General features: G+C 68.6%; 16 protein-coding genes. 7 read left to right on the top strand and 9 right to left on the bottom strand.

Going from position 1 to position 25,787, the window contains the following annotated elements; genetic code table 11:
- Positions 1-132 precede the first annotated feature (132 nt).
- From Rhe02_RS20940 to Rhe02_RS20930, 3 genes are read left to right on the top strand one after another with little or no spacing between them, the layout of a single operon-like run.
- A complete protein-coding gene (locus Rhe02_RS20940) occupies positions 133-1,272 on the top strand; it encodes a hypothetical protein (protein ID WP_203909981.1) in 1,140 nt (379 codons plus the stop codon).
- On the top strand, positions 1,269-2,174 hold the full coding sequence (locus Rhe02_RS20935) for an ABC transporter ATP-binding protein (protein WP_203909980.1): 906 nt from the start codon (positions 1,269-1,271) through the stop codon (positions 2,172-2,174). Before Rhe02_RS20940 ends, Rhe02_RS20935 begins: the two co-directional genes overlap by 4 nt.
- On the top strand, positions 2,171-2,980 hold the full coding sequence (locus Rhe02_RS20930; protein ID WP_203909979.1) for an ABC transporter permease: 810 nt from the start codon (positions 2,171-2,173) through the stop codon (positions 2,978-2,980). Before Rhe02_RS20935 ends, Rhe02_RS20930 begins: the two co-directional genes overlap by 4 nt.
- Here the strand turns inward: Rhe02_RS20930 and Rhe02_RS20925 are convergent.
- The 4 genes from Rhe02_RS20925 to Rhe02_RS20910 are packed head-to-tail and all read right to left on the bottom strand — an operon-like array spanning position 2,970 to position 6,750.
- Positions 2,970-3,755 carry an esterase/lipase family protein gene (locus Rhe02_RS20925; protein ID WP_239123949.1) on the bottom strand — a complete coding sequence of 262 codons (786 nt, stop codon included), beginning with the start codon at positions 3,753-3,755 and terminating at the stop codon, positions 2,970-2,972. The two genes, Rhe02_RS20930 and Rhe02_RS20925, sit on opposite strands and share 11 nt — an antisense overlap.
- Positions 3,756-3,782: 27 nt before the next feature.
- Entirely contained in the window at positions 3,783-5,270 is a 1,488-nt protein-coding gene (locus Rhe02_RS20920) for a CotH kinase family protein (protein ID WP_203909978.1), read from the bottom strand.
- Entirely contained in the window at positions 5,270-5,947 is a 678-nt protein-coding gene (locus Rhe02_RS20915) for a DUF4956 domain-containing protein (protein ID WP_203909977.1), read from the bottom strand. Before Rhe02_RS20915 ends, Rhe02_RS20920 begins: the two co-directional genes overlap by 1 nt.
- Positions 5,948-5,949: 2 nt before the next feature.
- Positions 5,950-6,750 carry a polyphosphate polymerase domain-containing protein gene (locus tag Rhe02_RS20910; protein WP_203909976.1) on the bottom strand — a complete coding sequence of 267 codons (801 nt, stop codon included), beginning with the start codon at positions 6,748-6,750 and terminating at the stop codon, positions 5,950-5,952.
- A 145-nt stretch (positions 6,751-6,895) separates the two neighbouring features.
- Here Rhe02_RS20910 and Rhe02_RS20905 point away from each other — a divergent pair, with 145 nt between their 5' ends.
- The 3 genes from Rhe02_RS20905 (at position 6,896) to Rhe02_RS20895 (ending at position 10,372) form a co-directional block, all read left to right on the top strand.
- Entirely contained in the window at positions 6,896-7,597 is a 702-nt protein-coding gene (locus tag Rhe02_RS20905; RefSeq protein ID WP_203909975.1) for a response regulator transcription factor, read from the top strand.
- Complete coding sequence (locus Rhe02_RS20900; protein WP_203909974.1) at positions 7,594-8,973, top strand: HAMP domain-containing sensor histidine kinase; 1,380 nt, start codon at positions 7,594-7,596, stop codon at positions 8,971-8,973. Before Rhe02_RS20905 ends, Rhe02_RS20900 begins: the two co-directional genes overlap by 4 nt.
- Positions 8,974-9,214: 241 nt before the next feature.
- The gene (locus tag Rhe02_RS20895) at positions 9,215-10,372 is read left to right on the top strand and encodes an LCP family protein (RefSeq protein ID WP_203909973.1); all 1,158 of its coding nucleotides are present in this window, start codon (positions 9,215-9,217) and stop codon (positions 10,370-10,372) included.
- Between the two features lie 34 nt (positions 10,373-10,406).
- Here Rhe02_RS20895 and Rhe02_RS20890 read toward each other — a convergent pair whose 3' ends face one another.
- Positions 10,407-11,558, bottom strand: coding sequence for a sporulation protein (locus Rhe02_RS20890; RefSeq protein ID WP_203909989.1), 1,152 nt, complete (start codon positions 11,556-11,558; stop codon positions 10,407-10,409).
- 186 nt (positions 11,559-11,744) lie between these two features.
- On the opposite strand from Rhe02_RS20890, the gene Rhe02_RS20885 reads away from it, so the two are divergent.
- The gene (locus tag Rhe02_RS20885; protein WP_203909972.1) at positions 11,745-13,049 is read left to right on the top strand and encodes a hemolysin family protein; all 1,305 of its coding nucleotides are present in this window, start codon (positions 11,745-11,747) and stop codon (positions 13,047-13,049) included.
- A gap of 23 nt (positions 13,050-13,072) precedes the next feature.
- On the opposite strand, the gene Rhe02_RS20880 is transcribed toward Rhe02_RS20885, so the two are convergent.
- The 4 genes from Rhe02_RS20880 to Rhe02_RS20865 all read right to left on the bottom strand — a co-directional run bounded on the left by Rhe02_RS20880 (position 13,073) and on the right by Rhe02_RS20865 (position 25,781).
- Positions 13,073-15,664, bottom strand: coding sequence for a helix-turn-helix transcriptional regulator (locus Rhe02_RS20880; protein WP_203909971.1), 2,592 nt, complete (start codon positions 15,662-15,664; stop codon positions 13,073-13,075).
- Between the two features lie 98 nt (positions 15,665-15,762).
- On the bottom strand, positions 15,763-16,890 hold the full coding sequence (locus Rhe02_RS20875; RefSeq protein ID WP_203909970.1) for a hypothetical protein: 1,128 nt from the start codon (positions 16,888-16,890) through the stop codon (positions 15,763-15,765).
- 90 nt (positions 16,891-16,980) lie between these two features.
- Positions 16,981-20,598 carry an ATP-binding protein gene (locus tag Rhe02_RS20870; protein WP_203909969.1) on the bottom strand — a complete coding sequence of 1,206 codons (3,618 nt, stop codon included), beginning with the start codon at positions 20,596-20,598 and terminating at the stop codon, positions 16,981-16,983.
- A 158-nt stretch (positions 20,599-20,756) separates the two neighbouring features.
- Positions 20,757-25,781: a Tc toxin subunit A-related protein gene (locus Rhe02_RS20865; RefSeq protein WP_203909968.1), complete on the bottom strand. Its 5,025-nt coding sequence runs from the start codon at positions 25,779-25,781 to the stop codon at positions 20,757-20,759.
- Positions 25,782-25,787 lie beyond the last annotated feature (6 nt).

Below are 25,787 nucleotides of genomic sequence, written 5' to 3'. Positions count from 1 at the left end.
GTACCGCTTCCGATTGTTTCGGTACCCGGCTCAACCGTATTGATTCTATAGCGTCGATATCTTCGGGTGGAACGGCCGGAACGGCCGTACCGTATGGAGGGTGAGGATCGTCGATAGTTTCGGGCCCGGCCGATGACCGTCGTGCGGCGGCAGGCACAGCGGCGGTGGACGCTGGTGGGGGCGGCGGTGGCCGTGCTCTGCCTGCTCCCCGCGGCGGTGGCCGCCTGGCCGCAGCCGGGTGTGACCGCCGACCCGGTCAAGCTCCGTGATCAGATCCTGAGGTCGGCCGGCCTGCCCTATCAGGGTTACGCCGACCTGCACGGCGAGACGGGGCTGCCCGACCTGCCTATGTTGGGCGAGTTTGCGCAATTGCTGGGAGGGACCACGCGGGTGCGGGTCTGGCACGCCTCGGCGCAGTCGTGGCGGATAGCGACCTTCACCGCGACCGGCGAAACCGACACGTATAGGTCCGCCACCGGTACCCACATCTGGGATTTCGAACGCAACCTGCTGACGCAGACGGTGGGCGAAGCCGTGCGGCTGCCCTCGGCCGCCGACCTGATGGCACCCGACCTGGCCCGGCGGCTGCTGCGCGAGATGAGCCCGGCCGACCGGCTGGAGGCGGCCGCGGCCCGGCGGGTGGCAGGCGTGGCCGCGGCCGGGCTGCGCTGGATACCGTCCGATCCGGACACCACGGTAGGCCTGGTGCAGGTGTGGGCAGACCCGGCGACCGGCCTGCCGCTGCGGGTCGAGGTGGCCAGCCGGGCCGGCCGCACGGCTTTCACCTCCCACTTCCTCGATCTGGATCAGCGGGCGCCCAGCGCCGAGCTGCTGGTGCCGTCCCGTCCCTCCTCAGCCGGTTTCAGCGTGACAACGGCGCAGGACGTGGCTTCGGCGCTACGCGGAGTGGGCGCGACGGCGCTGCCGGCGACGCTGGCCGGAAGGCAGCGCCTGGCCGCACCGGCCGAGGCGCTCGCCGGGCGGGGCGTGGCCGCCTACGGCGCCGGAGTCTCGCTGTTCGCTGTGGTGACGTTGCCGGGACGGATTGGATCGCAGTCGCTGCAAGCGGTCCACGAGGGCGGCGGGGTGACGGTCGCCATCGGCGGCGCCGAGGCCTACGAAATGCAGACAGCCCTGGTCAACGCACTGATCATGCGAACGCCTGGGACAGGGCGAAACCGCCGCACCTACCTGCTGGCGGGATCGGTCACGGCCGAGGTGCTGCGCCAGGCAGGCGCCGATCTGCTTGCCACAGGCCAGGTGCGCCCGTGATTACCACCGCCGGTCTCACCAAGCGGTTCGGCCCGGTGGTCGCGGTCGATGGGGTGGATCTCGCGGTAAGCGAGGGCAGCCGCTACGGGTTGTTGGGGCCCAACGGCTCCGGCAAGACCACCCTGATCCGTCTGCTGCTCGGCCTGATCTACGCCACCAGCGGCACTATCCATATCATGGGCCGTCCGGTGCCCAAGCGCCTGGGCGAAATCCTTCCCGCCGTTGGCGCTCTGGTCGAAGGTCCAGCCGGGTACGGTCACCTGTCAGGTCCGGCGAACCTGGCCCTGTTCGATGCGGCAGGTGCGGGCGGCCCGCGGCGGACAAGGCGCACCCGAATCGGCACGGCGCTTACCCGCGTCGGGTTGGCGGGGATAGACAACCGGCCTGTCAAGTCCTACTCGCTGGGCATGCGCCAGCGGCTCGGGCTCGCTGCGGCTCTGCTGCGCGCGCCGCAGTTGCTGGTCCTCGACGAACCCAGCAATGGGCTTGACCCACAAGGCATCCGGGAGATTCGTGAGCTGCTTCGCGAGCTGAACGCGGAAGGCACCACCGTGCTGCTGTCCAGTCATCTGCTGACCGAGGTCGAGCAGCTGTGCACCCATGTGGGGGTGATGGATCAGGGAAGGCTGGTGCTGCAGGCCGAACTTGGCGCGCTGTTCGCCCCGACCGGCCGGGTGGTGGTCCTGACCCCCGACGCCGAAACGGCGGTAGGCCTTCTCGACGGACAGATCGAGGAGCGCCACGGCGATCGGCTCCTGGTCCGCCATGCCGACGCCGCCGAGCTCAACGCACGCCTGGTGGGGCAGGGATTACGGGTCGCCGAGATCATGCCCGAGCGCCGTTCCTTCGAAGAGGTAGTGCTTTCCGTGATGGCACACGGCTCGGACCGGGTGGGCCCATGATTTTCGTCGAGTTGCGCAAGCTGGCCCGCAGACCGCGTACGTGGGTGAGCATCGCGTTGCTGTGCCTGCTTCCCGCACTGGTGGCAGTCTTCCTCGCGGTGAACAGGATAGCGCCACGACCCGGCAGCGAGCCGGCCTTTCTGTTCGCCGTGCTCGCCAACGGCGCCCTGTTCCCCGCGGCCGCGCTGGCGATAGTGCTGCCAATCTTCCTGCCGGTGGCGGTGGCCGTAGTGGGCGGCGACGCCATAGCGGGCGAAGCCAGCGGTGGGACGCTGCGCTATCTCCTGCTGCGGCCGGTGTCACGCACTCGTTTGCTGGTGGCGAAGCTGATTTCGCTGACTGTCTACACCGGACTCGCCGTGCTGATGGTGGCCGTGACGTCCTATGTCGTTGGCGTGTCCCTGTTTGCCTCCCAGCCCGCCGCAGTGGTCACCGTTTCAGGCACCACCCTGACCACGACCGAGCTGGTGCTCAGGATCGCGGCCGCGATGGGATATGTCGGAGTGTCGATGCTCGGGGTGGGCGCTATCGCTCTTTTCCTTTCCACCCTTACCGAATCAGCATTGGGCGCCACGCTGGGCGCCCTTGCCGCGCTCATCGCCAGCCAGGTGCTGGTGACCCTGGACGCGGCGGGCAGCGTGCGGCCCTACCTGCCGACCCGTTACTGGCTGGCCTGGATAGATCTGTTCCGCGACCCGATTCCCTGGCGCGACATAGAAAGAGGCCTCGCGTTGCAGGCCGTCTACGTCGCTGTGTTCCTTGCCATGGCGTGGGCCAACTTCACCACCAAGGACGTCAAGAGCTGACACAGCCGCCGGCCGCCGGGACGGACAGCGGCTGCACCCCGATGGCGGCCACGACCAGCCCCATCACGAAGGTGTCGGTCGGCAGATCGGCGTGGCCCAGCCGCAACGCGGGGCAGAGCGACTGAACCGCGACGTTGACCGCGCCGTCGAGCCGCGCGGATTCCGGCGGCGTCACCGTTTGATCGTCGTTCGTCCACACCGACAGCCACACCGGCGGGACGGCAACCGGCGCCGACAATTCGGCCATCAGGCGACTGCCCGGCGCCAGCTGCTGGCACGCGGTCGGGCAGGCGCCGGGCACCGCCGCTCCGGCCGCCGCGATGCTCGCGCCATGGTGTGGCGAGCCGAGGGTGATCACGCGTCTGGCCTTGCCGGCGCCGTCATGGTCGCGCACCCACAGCCGGGCCACCACACCTCCGGCGGAGTAGCCGATCACATCCACCGACGGCGCGCCATCCCGCAGCGCCTGCCGCACTTGGTCTTCGAGCGCCGCCGCCTGCCGGTTGAGGTCGCCTGTTCCGCCGTCCGGGAGCATCACCACGTTCACCTGACGGCCGGTGCCGCGGATCCGGGCGGCGAGCACGTCAAGTGAGCCAGCCGTGCCGCCGTAACCCGGCACCAACACCACCGGCCCCAGCCGATCTTGCGGAGGTGGAGTCAGGCTTCTTTCTCCGTGGTACCAGGCGAGCCCGCCACCGACAACGGAGGCCATCGCCAGCACGGCCACCCCGGTCAGCAGCGCGCGTCGCCGAGGGCTGAGCCCACCCCACCACACGTCGTCATCATAGGCGAATGCCCCGGGTCAGCCGGCCGGCTGTTCGCTGAGGGACCCGCGCAGTCGGTCGGCGTCGGAGGTGACGGTGGCGGGATCGGCCCCTTCCAGCTTGGCCAGGCCGGCGGCAATCGCGTCGAGGGTGGCGACGGCATTGTTGTTGCCGAAAAACCGTTGCTTCAGGTCGCTGTAGGCGTTGTCGTAGAGCGCTTTGAACGACGTGGCGGCCAGGAAGCGTTCCTTGAGCTTGTTTCCGGCACGCATTCCACCCGGGCCACCCGGACCGGCCTGCATGACGCCCCCGCCGCGCGGGCCGCCCATGCCACTGAAGGTGAGATTGTGGTCCCAGCTGAGAACCTCAAATCTCTTGCTATCCAGGTGGTACCAGAGATAGTAGTTGTGTCCCGGACCGGCCATGTCGTCGAAGTTCATCAGCAGGCTCTGCGCGGCAACGTAACGGGCGAACGACTCCACGTCGAGGCGGTCGGCCAGGTGGGCGGCGAAGTCGGCGTCGGTGGACTCACCCACCCACTTGGCGAAGTCGATGACCGGCTTGATGTCGTAACTGCCTTTGCCGTTGATCTGTTTGAAGTCGTCCTCGTAAGCGGTCGGGTCCTCGCCTTGGTAGGTGAACTGGCTGGAGGCCAGCGACTTGTAGAGCACACCGTTGCCGAGGCCGGTCGCGAACCCGGTGTCGGGGTGCTCCACGAGGAGCCGTGCTCTTACCGGACGGCTGTTGATGTGCAGGCTCGCGTAGGTATAGCGCTGCGTGGTCTCGCCCGCTTTGGCAAGCAGGGCCAGCGATAGCGCCTCGTTGATCACGGTGGTCCCGCCGCCCATGCCGGACACGCGCACCGCCAGCTCGCTGCGGCCCTGGTAGCGCCGGCCCTTGACGAACTCGTCGAAGCTGATGAGCCACGGCAGCTCCTCGGGCTTGGCGCTGTCCAGCGGCGTGCGGTTGCCGCCGGGGCCGAAACGCAGGTTGCCCGGCCCCTGTCCGGGCTGCCCGCCGGGGGGCGGGTTGGCACCGCCCCCCGGCGGGAAATTGGGATCGATGCCGGGACCGCCCACACCGCCCGGCAAAGCCGGGTCGGGCTGGCGTCCACGGTCGCCGAAAAGGTTGCGGGTCTTGCCTTCGTGGGTGAGCGCCGACAGCGTCGAGTTGCCTTTGAGGCGAAGGCCCACTTCGGGCAGGTAGGTGCCGTCGATGGTCATGTCGGCACGGACGTATTCCTTGTCGCCGGTGGTCATGTAGTTGTCGAGCATGCGGTCGTATTCGGTGGGGTCCAGGCTCACCGAGATGGTATGCGGCAACTCGTGGTCGAAAAGGTCGACGGTCCCGGCGAAGTCCTGCACGACCTGATCGCCCTTGACCTCGGCGGCGCTGGTGACCAGCGGTGTCACCTGAACGTTGCCGGCCAGCGTGACCAGGCCGGTCACGACGGCGGCGCACACCGCGAGCAGCTTCCAGTAATGGCGCACCCGCACGGGAATGCGGTGCTTGAGCCCGGTGACCATCACAGATCCGTCTGGTCGTATCCGGTGAGGACGGTGACCCGCTGGCCGGAGTTCACTTCGCCCAGCGCGGTGATGAGACTGCCGGGTTCGGTGCCCTTCTTGAGCCGCACCGTGTACATCAGCTCGGTGAGCGCGCCGCCGCGGATGGACTCCATGGAGACCAGCTCGAATTCGGTGGTGTGCCGGATGAGCGCGTCCTGGATGGCCGCGGTGTAACTGCCGTCCGGGGGCACCTGCACCTTGACAACCTGGCGCTGCACATTGAGCTGGAACCAGCTGAAGCGGTACATGACGAAGATGACCAGGCAGATGGTGACAGTGGCGACGATGGCGAGAAGGTAGAAGCGCGTTCCGGCGGCCATGCCGACACCCATGACGAGGAAGATGAACCCGACGTCACGGGTTTCCTTGATGGCGTTGCGGAAACGCACCACCGACAACGCGCCGACCAGAGCGAAGGCGCGGGCGATGTTGGAGCCGACCACGAGCATGATGAGGGCGATGAGCATGCCCAGAATCACCAGTGTCTGCACATAGGACTGGCTGTAGGAAACGTTGCGGTGGGTGGCGCGGTAGACCCAGCCGATCGCGGCACTGAGCACAAAGGACAGACACAGCGCGACCACGATGTCGGTGACGCTGAAGGTGCCGGTCAGGTCTTGCAGTTCGAACGGCATCGTCATGCCTCCTGGAAGTCGTGGTCGGGGATGTGGAAGACGGATCGCGGGGCGCGCCCGAAAGCTTCTACGCTCTGGCAATACTTGGAAACCCGCGCGACCGAGAGGTTCAAGCGCGCGGCCAGATCGGTGATCCAGTAGGGCACCCGTTCGTTGGCCTTGATTTCGACCACAGCAAGCCGGGCGGGAATGGTGAGCCGGTTCTCCGCGTCGGCACCGAGCTCGAGGTCACGGTCGCGGCCCCGCACCCGATGGTCGAAGGTGACCCGCAAACCGAGGTCGGCGTCGCGGCCCACAAAAGCCTCGCGGTGGTAGCCGGTGACGGCGACCGGTCGCAGATCCAGGCCGCTGACAAGCCCGAGCACCTCTTGGATGAACGCCGCCTGCCCGGGCTCGCTGGCCACCAGCTGGCGCGCGTCGCACAGCAACCGCGCGTCACGGTAGGGCAACGCCACCCGCCGTTTCTGGGTGACCCGGTTGACCCGCTGCTTGATCTCCACGTAAACGGTGGTGTCGTCGCTGATCGTGCTGCGATCGCCGTAATGACGCAGGCGCAGTTTGCGCCGGAACCGGATGCCTTCGATCTTCTCCCAGTAGAAGCGGAGTTTGCGGGTGTCGTAGTAGGTGCTCCACACCTCGTATCCGTGCGCGCCGCTGTGCTCGTCGGGGTCCAGCCGCGCAGCGATCTCCTCGCGAAGCGCGGCCAGAGCCGCGTGATCGACCAGGTACTTGATCTCGTAGCGGTTGAAGGCCCGCAACGCATGACCGGCGTCGACGCCTGGCTGGCCGGGGCGCACTGGCATTGCCGGACCGTCCTTCGCCCTAGAAAGGTGAACGCGAGGTGAACGACGGTCAGCCTGCCGGGTGTTCCTAAGAAGGTCCGGAACGGTCTCTAAGAAAAACCTAAGAAGGTGCCGATTTTCCGGACCTGTTCCTATCGTGGGTGCCATGACATCCGGGTACCGGCTGCTGGTCGCCGACGACGACCCGTCCGTGCGGCAGGCGCTGGAGAGGGCACTGCGCTTCGAGGGCTACCTTGTCGATCTCGCCTGCGACGGCCTCGACGCCATCGAGCAGATCTCCCGGACAAAGCCCGACCTGGTGCTGCTCGATGTCATGATGCCCCGGCTGAGCGGGGTCGAGGCCTGCCGCCGGTTGCGCACCGGCGGCGATCAGACGGCGGTGCTCATGCTCACGGCCCGCGATGCGCTCCCCGATCGGGTGGCCGGGCTCGACGCCGGGGCCGACGACTATCTCGTGAAACCCTTCGCCCTGCAGGAGTTGCTGGCCCGGGTGAGGGCCCTGCTGCGCCGCACCACCGTGGCCCACGGCCAGGAGGACATGCTGCGGGTGGACGATCTGACGTTGAGCCGCCGGTCCCGCCAGGTGCGCCGCAGCGGCACGGCGATCGAGCTGACCCGCACCGAATTCGAGCTGCTGCAGACCCTGCTCGAACATCAGGGTCAGGTGCTCACCAGGGGCCAGCTCTTCGAACACGTCTGGGGCTTCGACCTGGATCAGTCTTCCAACAGCCTCGATGTCTATGTGGGGTACCTGCGGCGCAAGCTCGAATCGGGTGGCCGCAGCCGGCTGGTGCACACCGTGCGCGGGGTCGGGTTCGTGGTGCGCGATGACGAGCAGCAGCCATGAGGCTGAGGCCGTCGATCGGCAACCGGCTCACCGTGATCGCCGCCGCCGCGGTGACCGTCATCGCGGTCGGCGTGGGGGTGGTGGCGTGGTTCGCCCTGCGGGAAACGCTTATCCAGCAAGCCGATCGGGAGCTGCGGGCGATGTCGCACGGCCCGATCGAGAACATCACCCCGGAGGGCGCCTACCGGGTGCCGTCGACCCCGTTCGATACGCCGAACAGGGTGAGAATTCAAGTCCGCAATGACATCGGGACTCCCCCGCCGCCCGTGGGTGTGGAGGCGTTGCCTTGGAGCGCAACAGATCAGAAGGTCGCCGATGGCACGCTGAAAAGTGCTAGTTACACCACCGAGGCCGGAGATGAGCGGTTCCGGGTGCTCACCGTCAAAGGCCGGCAGGGGCAGACCATCCAGCTGGCCCGTTCGCTGGCCGGTGCGGACGCCACGCTGCAAAGCTTCGGCCTGCTGATGGCGCTGCTCGTGGTGGCGGCCGCCAGCCTGGCCGCGTTCGCGGGCCGGCTCGTGGCGCGCGCCGGGCTGCGCCCGGTCTCCCGGCTCACCGCCGCCGCCACCCGCATCGCCGAGACCCGCGACCTTTCCCAGCACATCGCGGTCGCCGGGCACGATGAGGTGGCCCAGCTGGGCCAAGCCTTCAACCACATGCTGATCCGGCTCGACACCGCCCGGCAGCAGCAGCGTGAGCTCATCGAGGACGCCGCGCACGAGCTGCGTACCCCGATGGCAAGCCTGCGCACGAATGTCGAGCTGCTGATCCATGCCGGGGGTCTGCTGGGCGACGACGACCGCACCGCGCTGCTCGCCGATCTGGAACGGCAGAGCAGCGAATTGTCCGAGCTGGTGACGAGTCTGGTGGCGCTGGCCCGGTCCAGGAACACCGACGAGCCGTCCAGCCAGATCGAGCTTTCCGAGCTGGCCGCTGAGGCGATCGGCCTCGCCCAGACCCACTTCCCGCAGGCCACCTTCACGTTGCACGCCCCGGAGCCGGTCACCATCGCCGGCCAGCCCTCGGCGCTGCTGCGCGCCCTGGTCAATCTCCTGGACAACGCCGCCAAGTTCGGCTCGGCCGGCCAGACCGTTGAGGTGCAGCTGGCCGTCGAGGATGGGCTGGCCAAGCTCAGCGTCGCTGACCGTTGCCCCACCATTCCCGCCGATGAGCGCGAAAAGATCTTCCATCGGTTCCATCGCACCGAAACGGCCCGAGCCGTGCCCGGCTCCGGCCTCGGCCTGGCCATCGTTCACCAGACTGTCACCGCGCATGGCGGCAGGGCGAATGCGCTGGCGCGCCCCGGCGGCGGCAACGTCTTCCAGCTCAGCTTGCCGCTCATCCTTACCCCACAGGAGCTAGCCGATGCGGCGTGACAAACCGGGCAGTCGATCACTGGCCCGGGGGTGAGGCTGCAACCTTCAGGAAAGCTGTCTACGATCGCGGCCAGTACGCCTGAAGCAAGGTGGGCTATCTTGGCCGCTGTCCGCTGGCTCGTTTGGGAGTAACCGTGACCATTCATGGCACCGTCACCGCACAAGCGGGACCGCGAAGCATTCTCGGCCCGTTGCCACCTTGCGGGCGCAGCCCCGGCTCCGGTCAGCTCTGAGCAGCGCGATGGCCGGCTCTCGTTCCCTCAAGAAAACCAAAGCGCGCAAGCGGGACCATGTCCCCCGATGGGCCCGCTGGTGCGTGCTGGGCGGCGCCATGCTGATGATCATCGGTGGTGGCGGGCTGTTCGCCGTCCGCGCGTTCATCAACAAAGCCACCTCGGCGATCGGGCAGCAGGATCTGCTCGGCGATGCGGGAGACAAGCGCACCAGCGTGGACGGCCCCATCACCATGCTGCTGGTCGGGATGGACGTGCGCGAGAATCAGCATGACGACTCGGTGCGCGCCGATACCATCATCATGGTCTACATTCCCGCCTCCCACGACCAGGCCTACATGGTGTCGCTGCCCCGCGATCTGCAGGTAAAGATCCCGGACTACAAGAAGTCGGACTTCAGAGGCTGGACCACCAAGATCAACACTGCGTTCCAGGGTGGCTATCAGGGCCCGGGCACCGAGAAGGACAAACGCGGCAGGGGCATGGAGCTGCTCGCCATCACCATCAAGAACCTGACCGGCATCACCTTCGACGGCGCGGCGATCATCGACTTCGCCGGGTTTGAAGCCGTATTGCAGGAACTCGGCGGGGTCACGATGTGCGTCGAGGCGCAAGCGGAGGCGATTCACCTAGCCAGGGACAAAAACGGCAAGGTGGTCGAGGCTTGGTATGACGACTCCGAGGGCAAGGTTCGCGGAATCCCCACCGGCGGCAGCAAGCTGATCTATCTGCCCGGCTGCCAGCGGATGGCTCCCAACGTCGCCCTCGAATACTCGCGGCTGCGCAAGGGAACCTGCTGCCCCAACGGGGACTATGACCGTCAGCGTCACCAGCAACAGCTCATCAAAGCCATCATCTCCGAGGCGACGAACAAAAATATGCTTACTGACCTGGGCAAACTCAACAGGGTCATCCAGAAGGCCGGACAGGCGTTCGTGTTGGACACCCAGGGGGTGGCGGTCGCCGATTACCTGTTCACCCTCAAAGACATCAAACCCGACGATTTGATTTCGGTACGTATCAATGCCGGGCAGGTTCACACCGTGCCCGGCACGTCCGACGAGGCCTTGACCGCCGACTCGAAGCAGATGCTCGCCGCATTGCGCGACGACCAGCTGCCCGCCTGGCTCCTGCAGCACACCGACTTCCTCGCCCCCTCCTCCTAGGAGACGGGCGGCAGTGTCCTAACAGGACGCAGGCTTAGAACTCGCCTCCGCCGAAGTCGCCGCCACCAAAGTCGCCGCCACCGAAGTCGTCGTAGCCGCCCATATCGTCGTATCCGGCGTCGGCCAGGCCGGGATCCTCTATCCCGGCGGCGTCCATGGCGTCGCCGGCCATGTCGGGTTCAAAAGCGTCGCCGATCATGTCGCCGAGCATCATGCCGCCCAGGAACCCGAGTGCGGCGCCGCCGACGCCCATGGCCAGCGTGCCGGCCATCGAGGGCCGGCCGTGGTACCCGGAATACTTATACGAACCATGGCTTTTGCCGCTATACGCGTAGCCGGGCACGCTGTGACCTGGTTGCCGGTAGCCGTGCTGCGGGGCCGGTGCGTGGGGCTGCATGAAGGCGCCCGATCCTGCCCCCGGCACGGCCTGGCCCGCAGCCATTTTGTCGAGGGTATTGACGAGCCACCGGTCGACTTCGCCGCTCCAGCCGCCGTCTGTGTTCGTCAGCCGGGTGATGTCGGCGGCGGAAAGCTCGTGCCGGTCGGCCATGCCGGGCCGAGCGGCCAGCTCGGCGAGGACGGTGAGGCCGTCGTTGTTTCCGAGCAGCGTGAACGTGATCAGCGGGATGTGCGGGCCGGGCTGCTGGCCCTCGGGGATGGGAGCGTAGAAAGTGATCGCCTGCGCCGCCGGGGCGTTGAGCCCGGCGTGCTGACCTGGCCGGATCTCGCTGCGGACGAATCGGCAGCCGATAAGCCCGAGCGTGTCGATGATCTGCTCGTGCACTGCGGCCGCCTCGACGCGCAGCGGATCGAAGTCGCCCTTGGCTTTGCCCGAGGCGACCGCGAGCTCGGTGCGCACCCCCAGGCGCATGCCTGGCAGGTTCTGCCCAAATAGGACAGTGAACGGGGTGTGCGCGGGCAGGCGAACGCCGAACGGGACAGACTGCGTGGCGCCCGAGGGGATGCGGACCGCACCGGCGACGTGGAACCGATCGAGTTCCAGCTCACCCATCGGCCCCTGGGCCACCAAGATCAGCGTGATGCCGGTGATGTCGGTGTCCGATTTCGCCCGCAGGTTCACCTGTCCGGACAGCTGACCCCCGGCCGCGGCGGGCTGCGATGACAGCACGGTGTCGGCTTCGACGCCGCCGAGACCCAGGCTGGCCAATAGCTTCTTGAAGACCATGGTGCCTTCTCCGTTTCTAGGTGTCGCCAGGCGCGGTTCCCCGCTCCAGCAGATCCTCTCGCCACCACCTTAGGAGACACCGGCCACGCCCGCCCGAGCAGCACCGCGACCGGCCTTCGCCGCGGGGCTGGGACCGGACCGCTACCGTAGAGGCTCATCGTTATCTTGATCGAGGAGTGAACGCCTGTGGGCGGCTACGGCACCCAAGTCTTGCTGGTGCTCGTTCTCATACTTGTCAATGGCGCCCTGTCCGGCAGCGAAATGGCCCTGATCTCGCTACGGGAATCGCAGATCCAGCGCTTGGAACGCACCTCGCGCGGCGGACGGGTCCTGGCGCGGCTTTCCAAGGATCCCAACCGGTTTCTGGCCACCATTCAGATCGGCATCACCCTGGCCGGGTTTCTGGCCTCGGCTTTCGCCGCCACCTCGCTGGCCGCGCCGCTGGTCAAGCCCCTAGAGTTCCTCGGCGAAGCAGCCGAGCCGACCGCGATCATCATCGTCACCATCGTGCTGGCCTTTGTCAGCCTTGTCCTCGGCGAGCTGGCCCCCAAGCGCATCGCCATGCAACGGGCCGAAGGCTGGGCGACCGCCGCCGCCCGGCCGCTGGACTGGATGGCGACCGCCTCGCGGCCCGCCGTGTGGCTGCTGGGCAGATCCACCGATCTGATAGTGCGCATAGCCGGTGTCGACCCCACGGCGGCCCGGCAGGAGATCAGCACGGAGGAGATCCGCGAGCTCGTGGTCGCGCAGCGCGGGTTCACCGCTCAGCAGCGCGACATCATCGCGGGAGCGTTCGACATCACCGAACGGGTGGTGCGCGAAATTCTGGTACCCCGCAACGACGTCACGACCCTCCCGACCGGCATGGAGGTGGCCCAGGCGCTGCGCGTGCTCGCCGACTCCGGGCACACCCGCGCTCCCGTGGTGGGAGCCGGCGGGCTCGAAGACGTCATCGGCGTGGTGCACCTGCGGGATCTGCTCTCGGCGGAGGGCGGGCCCACCGCGGGCGACCGAGCCCGCCCACCCATGCTGCTTCCCGAAACCCTCCCGGTCGCCGACGCCATGCGTCAGCTGCGCACCCAGCGGGAACAGTTCGCGCTGGTGGTGGACGAACATGGGGCCATCGACGGCATCGTCACGATGGAAGACCTTGTCGAGGAAGTGGTCGGCGAGATCTATGACGAGACCGACCGCGACATTGTGGCCGTGCTGAGGGAGGGCGACGATGTGCTGCTCGTGCCCGGGTCCTTCCCCATACACGATTTGCCCGACCTCGGCATCGACACGCACAAGATAGTTGGCCCTGATTACACCACCGTGGCCGGGCTCATCATCGACCGGCTCGGCCGCATCCCCACCACCGTGGGCGACACCGTCACCCTGCCCGGCTTCACCGCCGAGGTCACCCAGATCTCGGGACGCACCGTCGGTCAGGCCCGCCTGCGGCTCACCGGGCGCAATCGCAAGTCAGCCGAGCCCGCTGTCGACTGATCGCCGCCGGGCGCGGTTGCCTGTCAGCGGGAGATAAGGCCCAACTCGGCCGCGGCGGAAGCCGCACCGCGACGCGAGGGGACGCCCAGCTTGCCCAGCACCGCGGCGACGTGGTGATCGACCGTGCGCACCGAGACGAAGAGCCGGTCGGCGATCTCGGCGTTGGTGAGGCCGCTTCCGACCAGTTCGAGCACGGCCAGCTGGCGATCGGTGAGCCCGGCCGGGTTGGCCCGGGTGCGCCGCTGCGGACCGCGTGGCACGCGCCTTCCCATGGCGCGCAGGCTTTCCCGCGCCTGGGCCGCTGCGGCTTCGGCACCCAGCTCGTCGAGCATCTGCACCGCTTGCAGGGTCGCGCCGACGTCGCCCGAGTCGGCCAGGGCGAGGGCGGTCTGGTAGGGGTCGCCGAGCTGTTGCCACGCTTGGGAAGCCGCGTGCCAATCGCCGGCGAGGGTTGCCGCGTAAGGCTGCGGGCAGTGCGGGAAACCTTCGGCGCGAAGGCCTGAGCGACGCAGGTAGCACAGGGCCTCAGCGCGGAACCGGGCCAGCCCTGGCCGGCTCAGGTGGGGCAGCAATTGCCCGGCTATCCGTCGCGCCGTTTCCGGGTCGCCGGTGAGCCAGGCCCACTCCAGGTAGGCGATGCCAACGTAGGCCAGCCCGATCACCAGCCGTTGCCGCATCGCGCGCATCCAGGCGTCGGCAAGCATCCCGCCCGCCCGCGGGTCGCCGCGGCGCGCCTGCAGCCTGGCCATCCACGGCACGCTGTAGGTAAACAGCATGCCCGGATCGCTGACCCCGTCGACCAGTTCGCGCAGGCCTTCTTGCGCCGCGTCCCAATCGCCACGGTGTATCAGCAGCAGGCACCGGTGGACCTCAAGGTTGTAGGCGTGCGACCAGAATCCCCTTTCCCGGGCGAAGGAAAGCCCGTCGTGCACGCAGGTGGCCAGCTCCTCCAGGCGTCCCTCGCGGTAGAGCAGCTCGGCGAGATTCGTGTAACCCCGCGCCGCGTATTCGAAGAAGCCGCCACTGATCGAGGCGGCGACGCTGGCCCGCAGGTCGTCTATGCCGGTGCGATCGCCGCACTCGGCCTTCGCTCCGCCCAGATAGTTCAAGCACAGCACGGCCAGGCCGGGCTGGTCGGAAGAGGCGGCCAGCCTGCGTGCCTGGTCCAGCAGGCGCGCGCCCGATTCGGGTTGGCCGGTCAGGGCGAGGATCACGCCGTGGTACAGGCAGGCATGCGCGAGCGCCCTTTCCTGCCCGGGAACGTCAAGCAGCCGCACCGCTTGCCGGGCCACCCTATCCGCCTCGTCGGTGGCCCCGGTCATGAACAGGTGCCGGGAAAGCCTTACCAGGCACAGACCTTGCGCCTCGGTGTCACCTAGGTCCCGATAGCGTTGCGCGGCCTGACCGCCCGAGGCGACCGCGTCGGCGAAGCGGTGCGCGTTGTATAGCTCCCAAGCGAAGTCGTCGAGGAAGGCGGCCTGTTCGTGGGCACCGAGCCGGCCCAGGTGCGGATGCACCGACTCGAAAAGCACCAGTGCCTGCCGGTGCGCACCGGCCGTGGCCGCTTCCCGCGCGGCAACCGGCCCGAACGTCACCAACGCGTTCACGTCACCGGCTTGCACCGCGTGGTGCACCAGCCTGGCCCGCTGCGGCTTGGCCTGGGCACGCAGCGCTGCCACCACCGCCCGGTGCAGCTGGCTTCGCCTGAGCTGGGGCAGGCTTTGCTCGATCGCGCGGCGGGCAAGCTCGTGGCGGAACGCGACGCCTTCGGGATGCACCTCGATCACGCCGGCGCACTCGGCCTCGTCAAGCGCGTCAACCCCGGGGCCGAGGATGGGGACTATCAGGTCCAGCGCGGTGTGGGTGGGTACCACACAAAGCTGCTCCAAAGCTTCTTGGCAAGCGGCGCTCAACCGCCGGAAGCGGGCCAGCACCGCTTCGACCACGCTGGCGGGTAACGCTTCGGCCGGTTGCGCGGCAAGCGATTCGGTGACGAAGAACGGGTTGCCACCGGTGGTGGCGTGGATCGCGCCCGCGTCGCGGCCGGTGCCGTCGGCCAGTGCCCGCACGGCCGCGGCGGACAGGGGCGCGAGCGCCACCCGGCGCACGGTGCCACCCGCCAGGGCCCCGAGCAGCCGGTGCAGGGGGCTGCGGGCCTCCACCTCGTTGTCGCGATAGGTCAGCACCAGCACAGCGCCGAGGTGGTCCAGCCGCCGCGCGGCATAGAGCAGCAGGTCGAGGGTGGCCTCGTCGGCCCAGTGCACATCCTCCACCACCAGAATCGTCGGCGGCCGGGTGGCCAGCTCCTCCAACAGCGCGGTGAACACGCCATCGGGGCGGCATTCATCGGCCAGCGCGACGGTGAGCGGGCCACCTTCGGCGAGAGCGATATCGCGCAGGGGGCCGAGCGTGCGCGGCACCATAAGATCATCGCAGGCGGTCATCAACAGTCGCGCGCCATCGCCGACCTGGCGGGCGAATGCCTTGACCAGACTCGTCTTTCCGATTCCCGCCTCACCGGTGACGAGCACGACGCCACCATGGCCCGCTTGCGCCGCGCTCAGCACCGACCTGAGAACATCGAGTTCACCTTCGCGTTCCAACAGCGCGCCCACGCGAGAAAATACTGCCACTCGATACCCATGATTGCCGTGGAATATTTACGACCGCGTCTGTGTGCAAAAGTCCGCAGACGCGGCCGGCGCGCCACCACTCAATTGCGATAGATGGCGTGGGTGTTCTTCTGGGTGCCCTGAACCCAGCCGACCGCCCACATCGTGCGGGTCAGAGGGTCGCCCGAGGCGGCGGCCAGGGACAGCGCGGATGCCGAGTGATGGGGATCGACAATGACCGGCGGCACCGTCGTGTCGATGGTGAAGCCCGAGCCGTCCCAGTGCTCGATGTGATCGGACACGGCCAGTTGCGCCGCCACCTGTCCGAAGATCCACACGTCGTTGGGGGCGAAGGCGACCACCGAGGTCAGCTCGGCGCCGGGCGCGGTCGGCTCGGTGCGCCAGGTGGCTCCGGCAAGGTGCAACACCATTGGCCGACAAAGCTGTCCGGAGCATTGCGAGCCAACCGCCCACACCTCGGTCGCGGAGGCTGCCGCGACACCGACCAGTCCGGTTTCGCCCGTGGGCAGGCCGGCAACGGTCACCTCGCTCCACCTGACCCCGTCCCAGTGCAGCACCAGCGCTATGCGTTTGGTCGCGAGCTGATTGAACCCGACGGCCCAGGCATCGTCGGCGGAGGTGGCGAACACCGACTCCAGCGAGATGGCGCCTTCGATATCCGGCGTGGGCACCAGCTCCCAGGCGCCGGCGGTGCGGCGCATGATGAGCGGCTTGTCCTCGTTGACGCCGACCACCCAGCCGTCGTCGGCGGAGAGCATGTCTATATCGGTGAGTTCGCCGTGTACCCCTATCGGCTCCGGCCCGTCGGTCCATTCGACACCGTCGTAGTGCAGGAACAGTGGCGAAACCTTCGCCGGGTTGGCCTGATCCTGGATGCCACCCACCGCCCACACATCGTCGGAGGCGACGGCATCGAGCGCGTTCACGGCGTATTCGGTGAGGTGATCCGACGAGTCCGGCGTCGGCACTATGGTCCACCCGCTTCCGTCCCAGTGGGCGGCGAGGGTGTGCTGACCGCCGCGATTCAAGCCGCCGACCACCCACACGTCGTTCGGTGAGATGACGCCTACGTCGCGCAACACCGCCTCGTTCGCCTCCTTCTCCGACAGCAGCAGCGGCGCGGACACCCATGTGCTCGACGTAGCGGCCGCGCCAGCGGCGGCAAGCAGGACGTTTGCCGCCAGCGCTGCGGTTAGTAGTCGCAACACAACAGACTCCAATCGTTTAAGGGGTGCTTCCATCGTGGCCACGCGGTATCGCTCGGCGCATGCCGCGAAGTACGAAGGTTTTTCTCCGCTCTACCCAGATTCCCGGTTCCCGCTGACGTCTTCGGCGAACGCGATCAGCGCCGGCCGGTTGGCAGCGCCGGTCTTCGCCAGCAGGCTGGTCACGTGCTTTTCCACGGTGCGCGTCGAAAGGAACAGCCGCCGGCCGATCTCGTTGTTGCTCAACCAGGCCGCGACCAGATTCAGCACCTCGAACTCGCGCACCGAGATGCCGCGTTCGCGCACCTGCGGGGGAAGCACGGCACTGCCCTGGCGGTGTTGCGGCACAGCGGTTCCCGCCTGGCGCAACAGTTCCCGGCAGGCGCGGGCCACCGAGGCGGCGGAGCTGTGGAAGTAGGCCTCGGCCGTACGCAGCCAGGAGATCGGCTCGCCCCAGCCGTGTTCCATGGCGTGCGGCGCCACCAGCCGCAGACCTAGGTGGCGGGCCGTCGGGTAGGCGCGGGACTCCTGCAGAAAACGGGACATCGCCCCGCTTTCCATGGCGACAACGGCTTCCGCCAGTAGGATGAACACCTTGTTCCAGCCGGCCTGCGCCTGCACCGATCGCGCGAGCACGGTCGCCTCGGCCCGGCCCTGGTGTCCGCTCAGGACCGAAAGCAGCAGATGGGGGCCATGCACAAAGGACAGGAAAGAGGTGGGCTGCCGGGCCTCGCGGGCAACGGCCGCGTCAAGCTCGGCGACGGCCGCGGCGCGGTCCTCGCGCAGCAGGTGCCCGATCGCCAGCCCGAAGCCATGCACCGCGGAGGCGAAGTCCTCGTCCTCCCCGCCCAGTTCGCCGAAGGCGGCCAGCAACACGGACGCGTCGTCAAGGCGGCCCCGGTGGGCGGCGACCATCACCCGTTCCCCGAGCGCGACGAGCCGGGTACGCTTCAGCCGCAACCGGGTCGCGATCTCCTCGACCGCCCGGGTGGTGGCGTCGGCGGATTCGAATTCGCCACGGCAGATCTGCACCACAGCGGTTTCGAGACTGATATCGAGGGCGGTGACGACCGCGCCGGCCTCCTCGGCCGCGGTCAGCGCGGCGGTCAGCCGGTCAGGGTCGGCTCGGCGGATGCCGTCGTCAGCGCCGAGGTTGTAAAGCATCTCGATCCGCCAGCCGGCCAGCCCGTGCGACTCGGCCTGCGCCAGGCCGCGCTCGTAAAGCGAATCGGCCTCGGCCAGGTCGCGCAGCCGAGCTATCCGGCCCAGCGTTTCCAAGGCGCTGCAAACGATTTCGGGCCGCTTGGCGGTCTCACCGCCGCGCAGTGCCCGCTTCGCGAGCCGGGAAGCCTTGGCGTATCTGTCCGCCGACGGGTTGCCGAAGGCGAGTTCCGCCTCGACGGCGTCCAGAGCCGGGTCGAGCCGCGACCCCAGCAGCTCGCGGGCGCGCGCGACCTCCTGCAGCCCGCGTTGCCAGTGCCCGGCCATCTCGGCGACCTTGGCCAGCCGTAGATGCATGTCCACCTGCCACTCCGGCGTCGCGGAGACGTCGAACCGGGCGCTGAGCGCGTAAGCGTCCTCGATGCGGCCCGCACCGGCGTAGGCGTCCAGGAGCGCGGCGCCAAGCGGCAGCGCCACCTCGTCGCGGGTGGTGGTCATCGCCAATGCCCGTTCCAGCAAGGAAATCCCCGTCGAAAGCGCTCCGCTGGCCACCGCGCGCCGGCCCGCCTGCCCGAGGCGTTGCGCTGCCCGGCTCGGCTCGCCGGCGGTCACCCAGAGCTCGCCCGCGATCCGCTCCCAGCCGTCGAATCCGCTGTCCGCCTCGGCTTCCAGCGACTCGGCTGCCCGATGGGCCAGTGCCGCACGTTCGATGGGCAGCATCCGGGTGCGCAGGGCTTCGGCGGTCAGGGCGTGGCGGAATCCGTACCACAGCACGTTGTCCTGCGGCACGATCAGCTGCGCCTCGAACGCCGTGCGCAGGCACCGCAGCAGGGTCTGCTCGGACACCCCTGCCGCCGCGGCCGCATTGCGCACCGGGAAGCGCCGCCCGAGCAGGGCTGCGATCCGCAGCACGGCAACGGTTTGCGGGTCCAGCCGCTCGACCCGCCCGGCGAGGGTCGCCGCGAGACTGTCGGGCATGGGCCCGGTCGCGGGTCCGTGCATCGTCCATCGGTTCCCCTCGTGGATCAGCACCCCGTCGGCGACCAGACCCGCGATCAGTTCCTCGATGTGCAGGGGCACCCCGTCGGCCGAGGCCAGGAGGCGATCGAGGGCCGGCTCGGGTACCTGGTCGCCCGCAACGCCAAGGCAGGCACCGGCCAGCCGGCGCACGGCGTCGTCGTCGAGGCTCGTCAGCTCCAGCACGGTGGCGGCCCGCCGCAGTTTGGCCGCGCGAACAAGATCGATCGCCGGACCCGGAGTCGTGCGCGTGGTGCCGACCACCAGCAGCCGATGTCCCTGCGCGTTGTCTAGCAGGTAGTCGACGACGGCGAGGGTGTCGGCATCGGCGTCGTGCAGGTCCTCCAGCAGTAGCAGGCAACCGCCCCGCCGGCCGAGGTTGATCAGCAGGCGCAGCACCGCTTCTGCGATCACCACAAGTGAGTCGTCCCTCTCCAGCGGGGCGTGCGCTCGCCACTCGGGGACCAGCCGCGCCAGGGCCGGCAGGTAAGGGCGCAGCTGCGGGTCATCGGGCGGGCCCGATCGGCGCAGCGTGGACAGCAGGGCCTCGTTCAGCGGGCGGAACTGCACCGCCGCCGACGCGCCGCGGCCGCGCAGCACCGTCATGCCCGCCTCATCGGCCATTCGCACCACCTCGGCGGCCAGACGCGACTTGCCGATGCCGGCCTCCCCGGCGATGAACACGCAGGGACCGGCGTCGGTCACCGCTGTGCGCAATGCGGCAAGCTCGCCGTCACGGCCGAGGACCTCGCTGTCGCCCAGGCGAACCTCCCTCCCGGCCGGCAGTGGCGCCGGGGCGCTCTGCAGCACGGCGTCCTGCCGTAACACCGCCGACTCCAGCTCGCGCAAGGCCGGGCTGGGGTCGATGCCCAGTTCCTCACGAAGGGTAAGGCGTAGCCGCCGGAACACGCTGAGCGAGTCGGCCTGCCGGCCGCAGCGGTAGAGGGCCAGCATCAGGTTGGCATGCAGCTGCTCGTCGAGCGGATGGTCGCGGGCCAGGCGTTCCAGCTCGGGCACGAGGTCAGCGCTCTCCCCCAGCGCCAGCCGTGCTTCGATCAGGGCTCGGGAAGCCTGCAGCCACAACTGGTCCAGCTGCTGCGCCTGTTCGTCCAACCAGGACGCCCCGGCCACGTCCGCGAGCGGCCGGCCCCGCCACAGCCGCAGCGCCGCCCGAAGGTGCTCGGCCCGGCGCGCGGGTTCCACCGCGCGGGTGGCCTGTTTGATCAGATGCTCGGCGACCTCGACGTCGACCGACTGGGCATCGAGCTGCAGCAGGTACCCGGGCGGCCTGGGGACGATCACGTCCCGATCGCCGAGCACCTGGCGCAGATGGGAGATGTGGCGCTGCAAGGTGTTGACGTTGACCGCGTTCGGCTGCGGACTCCAGACGATCTCGGCGAGCGCGTCGGTGCTGACGATCTCGCCTCGGCGCAGCGCGAGGACAGCGAGCAGAGACTTGCGGCGCAAGCCTCGTACCGGTCTTGGCGCGCCGTCGATCAGCGCGTCGACCGGGCCCAACAGCCGAATCAGCACATTTCCATCCTGCGGTATCCGTCGAAGTCGCTCCAACGCTACCGACGGCGCTGCAAGCACCGTCCGGCGAGTTGGGCACCCGACGTTTAGCAGGTCTTGCTCATGGTGGAGTCAGCGTCCGGTCATCGACCTTTCGCTGACTCCACGGTTGCGGCCGGTCAGGGCCACTGCGGCGCGGCGCCGGAAAGGGTGAACACCAGCACCAGGTCCTCGATCTGCCCGCTGAGGAACCATGATCGGACCAGGGCCGTGTCGTCGAGCCGCAGCTCCCAGGCGCCCGCCGCGCCGGTCGCGGCGAAGACCTGCCAGGGCGCTCCACCGGGTCGCCGGGTGCCGACGATGCCGTCGACCGTGCGCACCGCCCCGGCCTCGACGACGCCTTCGGCGCCCGAGTGGCGAACGGACCTGATGTCGAGCTCGGCGTCGAATGAGCTGGCGCGCAAGACAAACAGCGTCAGCTCCGCGACCTGCAGGTCGGCGACGTTGCGCGGGAAGTCGTCGGCGGTGAGCGGCAGGGTGACCACCATCCGCTGCGCCGCCTCGACGGTGTCCGGATTGTTGAGGGCGAACCATACGTCGGGGAAGTCGTCGCGGACGCTGAACGAGCGGTCGGCGCGTACCTCGCTGGCCAGGGTCTGGATGACATGCTGCCGGTAGACGGTGCTGTCCAGCGCGGTGTACTCGATGGTCAGCAGGACGTCGGCGACGGTGCGATAGTTGAACGGGTTCGCCGGCTTCGGCATCTCCAGCCGCCAGATGGTGTCCACGCCCATCCCCTCGAAGGGCAGCAGCTTGCCGTCCTCGGGAGCGAATTCGAACAGGCCGTTGGCGTTGACCGCCGAGGTGAAGGCGATCGACTCCGGGTCGCGGCGCAGGGTGACGGTGTCGAAGGTGTCCCGTGCCACCACGGCGCGGGAGATCCCGGAGGCCGACAGCGTGGCCCGCAGCCCCCGGATCGGCGGCAACAGGGCGAGCACCGACAGCTTGACCCGCTTGACCAGCCGCAGGTAGTGGCCGGGGAAGTCGGCGTCGAACAGGCTCTGTGGGGTGGCGAAGGTGAGCACCCCGGTCTGGCGGAACTGTTGCAGCTCAGCCGAGGCCACCCGGGACAGCGACAGTGTCTGGGTCAGCTGCAGCTTGCGCCGGTCGGTGTCGAACGCGAACTGGTCCAGCCGGGTGATGTCCTGCAGCAGCCGCTCCGCTGCGGTCAGGCCACGCCGGTCCGGGCTGTCGGCCAGTGTTGACGGGTTCGGCGGACCCTGCCAGTAGTCGCGCTGGATCACGTCGCGGCTCGGTTCCTGCCGCTCGAAGGCGAGCTGCGCCTGGGCCAGCTGGGCCAGCGTGGTGGCCTGCTGCAGGAAGTACGCGTACACCCCGCCCAGCACCCCGCTCATCCACTCGAACAGCGCCCGGTTGGTGAACTTGGTGGCCAGGAAGTCGGCCGTCTCCGCGGCGTACTGCAGCCGCAGCCCGGCGATGTTGCGGTCCGCGACGGCGATCTGTTGCTGGGTCCGCGATGCGCCGATCTGCAGCTCGCCGATCGCGACATCGCGCAATGCGTTCGCCCGCTGAAAGAGCCACTCCTCCTCGCGGCGCTCGAAGCTCGCCTCCAGCCCGTCGATCTGGCTGTCCAGCGAGGCCGCCGAGGAAAGCGCGGCCGCTGTGTCGGCGGCGCTGCTGAGGGCAAGCGGCGGGAGAGCCAGGCCGATGCTGCGCAGCGCGGCGCTGCCGAGCTCCAGTTCGCGGGCCATTCGCAGACCGAAAAGCTGGTCCTGCTCGTGCCCGGTCAGGCCGGCCGAGATGAGGTCGTCGAAGTGGTCCTGCTGGAAGACGGCCCGGTCGCGCTGGGCCTGCGCCTGGGTCACCGCGATGTCGGCGGTGGCCACCTTCAGATCCTCGACCCCGAGCATGGCGCCCGCGGCGGCGAGGTCCCGCTGTGCCTGTGCCTCGCTATAGGCGGCGTTGTCGCCCTGCACCAACGCGGACAGGTACGCGGCCTCCACCTGCTGTGCGGTCGTGACCAGACTGCGGGCTCGCTCAACCAGGACGCTGTAACGGTATTGGCTGGGCAACGTCGTCGTCTTGGCCGCGTCGAGATCGGTCTGGCCGGCCAGGTTCAGCCCGGCGTGGATCTTCGACAGGCCCACGGCCGCCTGATCACGCAACGACTGCCACACCGGGTTGATCGGGAACGGGGTGTCCTCATTGGGATCCGGGGCGGCCTCACGCAGCTCGAGCAGATCGGCGGCCGTCTGGTAAAGCGTCTGCGCCCGCGCGTTGGAGTCCGGGGTGCCGCGGCTGAACTCGGCGTCGCCGAAGGCGAGGAAGCACCGGACGATCGCCATGACGGTGTGCTTGGTGTAGGCGCGATTCCGCTTGCGCGCGGTGAGGTGCGGGTTGAGTTCGGCGGTCTGCGCCAGCCAGTCGGGCAGCCGGCCGAAGTCCGAGGTAAGCGTGGACTCGAACTGCAGCCCCGGATAGATGAGCCGCTGCTCGGGTGGCAGCTGGAACGAGAAGACCGTCCGGTACCAGTCCAGCGCGGTCTGGTAGTGGCCCGACTCCTGAAGTTTGGCGGCCAGCGCCATCGGCACCAGCCAATAGATCTCCCGCAGGTACTGCGGAACGTCCCGCTCAATCGTTATCGCACCGCCGAACGGCCCGGCGGTGGCCAGGATGGTCACGGCCGCTGCCCTGAATTCCAGCAATTCTGCGTTGGTACGCCGGTCAGTCAACGGCAGATGCGAGGCCAAACCCGGTGGCAGCTCACCGATCTCACCACGCAGATCGGCCAGATACCTAGCGGCCAACCCGGTGTCGGCGTTGCGGGCATCGTCCGGGCTCAGCTGCGGCCGGGTGGCCAGCGCGCCGAGCAGTCTCTGGTAGGCATGGGTCGGCGCGAGCAGGATGTCGTTGGTGACGGTTTCCTCCACGAACACGTTGGGCCGCAACTGGTTCTCCGGGTAGGCGAACGAGGTGATCGCGGCCCGCCACCGCGGGTACGAGGAGAGCCAAGCGAACTCCAGGTCGAAAGACGTCTCGCTGTCGGCGTCAAGCCGATCGCCGCCCGGACCGGCGAAGACCCCGGAACGCGCGCCGATCAGCAGCACCTGCACCGAATCGATGGCCTGGGTAACCCGGCTGGTCCGGGTGGCCGCGGCCGCTTGCAGATCGATGCAGAGCTGGCGGGACAGCCGTTCCGCGGTCTGCCGGCTGGTTTCCACCGGGGTGTGCCGCCGGCCCAGCTCGGCGATGAGGGCGTCGCGCAGCACCGGCAGGGTGCGCTCCTCGACCGCGTCGACGTCGGCCTGCCACCCGGCGTCCAGGTCGTCGGCCTGCTTGGCCCGCACGTGGACCGTGCGCAGCCAGTCGAGGCGCAGCTTGGCCAGCCGTCGCCAGCGCAGCGGGTCATCCGGACCCGGCGCGGCGAGCGGGGTGTCGACCACGAAGGTGCCGGGCGCGAGGGTGACGTGCGCGCCGAGCTCGTCGAGCCGCCACGGCCGGGCGAGGCGCCTCTTGCGGCTCTGCACCAGGATCGACACGATGTCGCGCCACTCGCTTTCGGTCAGCGTGGACGCGGCGGCCAGCAGGGTCCGCAGCCTTGCCAGGTAATGGAAACCGTCCAGGGTCACGCCGAAGGCCGGCAGCTGGGCGCGGATGTCTACCCCGGCCGCCTCCTGGCCGCTCAACGCGACGATGTCCAGTGTCCGGCCGTCGTTGGTACGGGTCGCGTCGGCCACGGCGGCGTCGAACCCGGCCAGCGTGCGGTTCGGCCCCGACAGGGCCGCGGCGATGTCGGCGACCATCGTGGCGACCAGCTGGCCGCGCTGCACCCACAGCACATAAGCCGGATTCGTGAGTTCGCGCACGACGAAATCGGTGTCGTCGACCAGGTCGGGGTCGATGACCGGCAACGCGCCGCCGGGCAGATCCCTTTCCCGCTGATCGGCCAGAAACCATTGGTGCCGCTGGGCATCGCGCCGCCACAGCAGGACGCTTGCGGTCGGGTGCGCGGCGGTCAGGTCGTCCGGCGTGGTCGACCGGAACCCGAACAGCGTCTCCAGCTGACCCTCGGTCATGGTGAGCGGCTCGAGGAGCAGCTCGTCGAGCCGTTGTGTCCCTATCCCGTTCACCAGTATGCCGAGCCGGGCGGCGAGCGCTTGGCGGACCTGCGGGGTGGCCCCGCGGGCGAGCCGCAGCTCCTGGAAGTCTGTCCCGATGGTACGCAGGAACGCCTGGTACACAGAGAATCGGAATTCCTGTTCCAGCAGCACCGGTGGCGGCGTGATGAACTGGCTGCGCAGCACCTCGATGGCCAGCCGCGGCTGGGCCACCTCCCTGATGGCCTCGGCGTGCGTGGCCGGGGAAATGATGGCGGCCAGCGGCTGGCGCAGCCGCGCGGCGATGTCGGCGATGGTCGGCCTGCTGGTAGCGCCGCCGATACGCAGATCGCGGGAGGCGAGACCGAGCAGCTCGGACAGATAGGTGGTGGTGGCGAACGCCAGCTCTTTGGGGGCAGGCGGAGTGTTGGTGCGCACCGAGACGAAAGCCGTTGCCATGCCTTCGTTTCCGCGGGTGTCGGTGGCGAACACCCGGATCCGGTGGCGGCCCACATCGAACTCGAGGTTGGCCTTGGCCCACGTCACGTTCGCCGGGTCGCCGGTGACGGAGTCCATGTTCAGGCGCTGGTCGTTGTCGCCGATGGTGTATTGCACCAAGGCGATTCCGGAGCTGTCCGCGGCGTGTCCGCTCAGCAGCGGGACCCGAAACGGTGGGGTGTCAACGGTTTCATCGTCGTCGAACGCGTCGATGGTGACCACCGGCAGGACCTGATCGGGGATTTCCACCACGAGGTTGAGGTTGTCTCTGAGGATCTGGGTGAAGCCGTCGTTGGGGTGCTCGTTGCTGAAGAAAATCACCGTCGCCTCGAACGAGACGACGACACCGTCGCCGTGGTGCGTTCCGCCCGGCAGGCTGCCCGTGACAGCCCAGGTGCCATCCTCGTTCACGGTGGCCACCTGATTCGGGGAGCCGGGTGCGAACCGGACGAATATGCTGGCCAAGGTGAACTCACCACCCGGGATCGGTGGTGGGGCGCCATCGTGGAACCACACCCCGGCCACGGTGAACGTGGTGGGAACGCTGCTGCCCGCCGGGGGGCTGCGAAACTCGACGTGGATCGCCATGCCAAA

The organism is Rhizocola hellebori (genome assembly GCF_016862955.1).
GTDB classification, from domain to species: domain Bacteria; phylum Actinomycetota; class Actinomycetes; order Mycobacteriales; family Micromonosporaceae; genus Rhizocola; species Rhizocola hellebori.
Note: the sequence above shows the minus strand (reverse complement) of the source record. Positions and strands in the feature narration are given on the sequence as shown.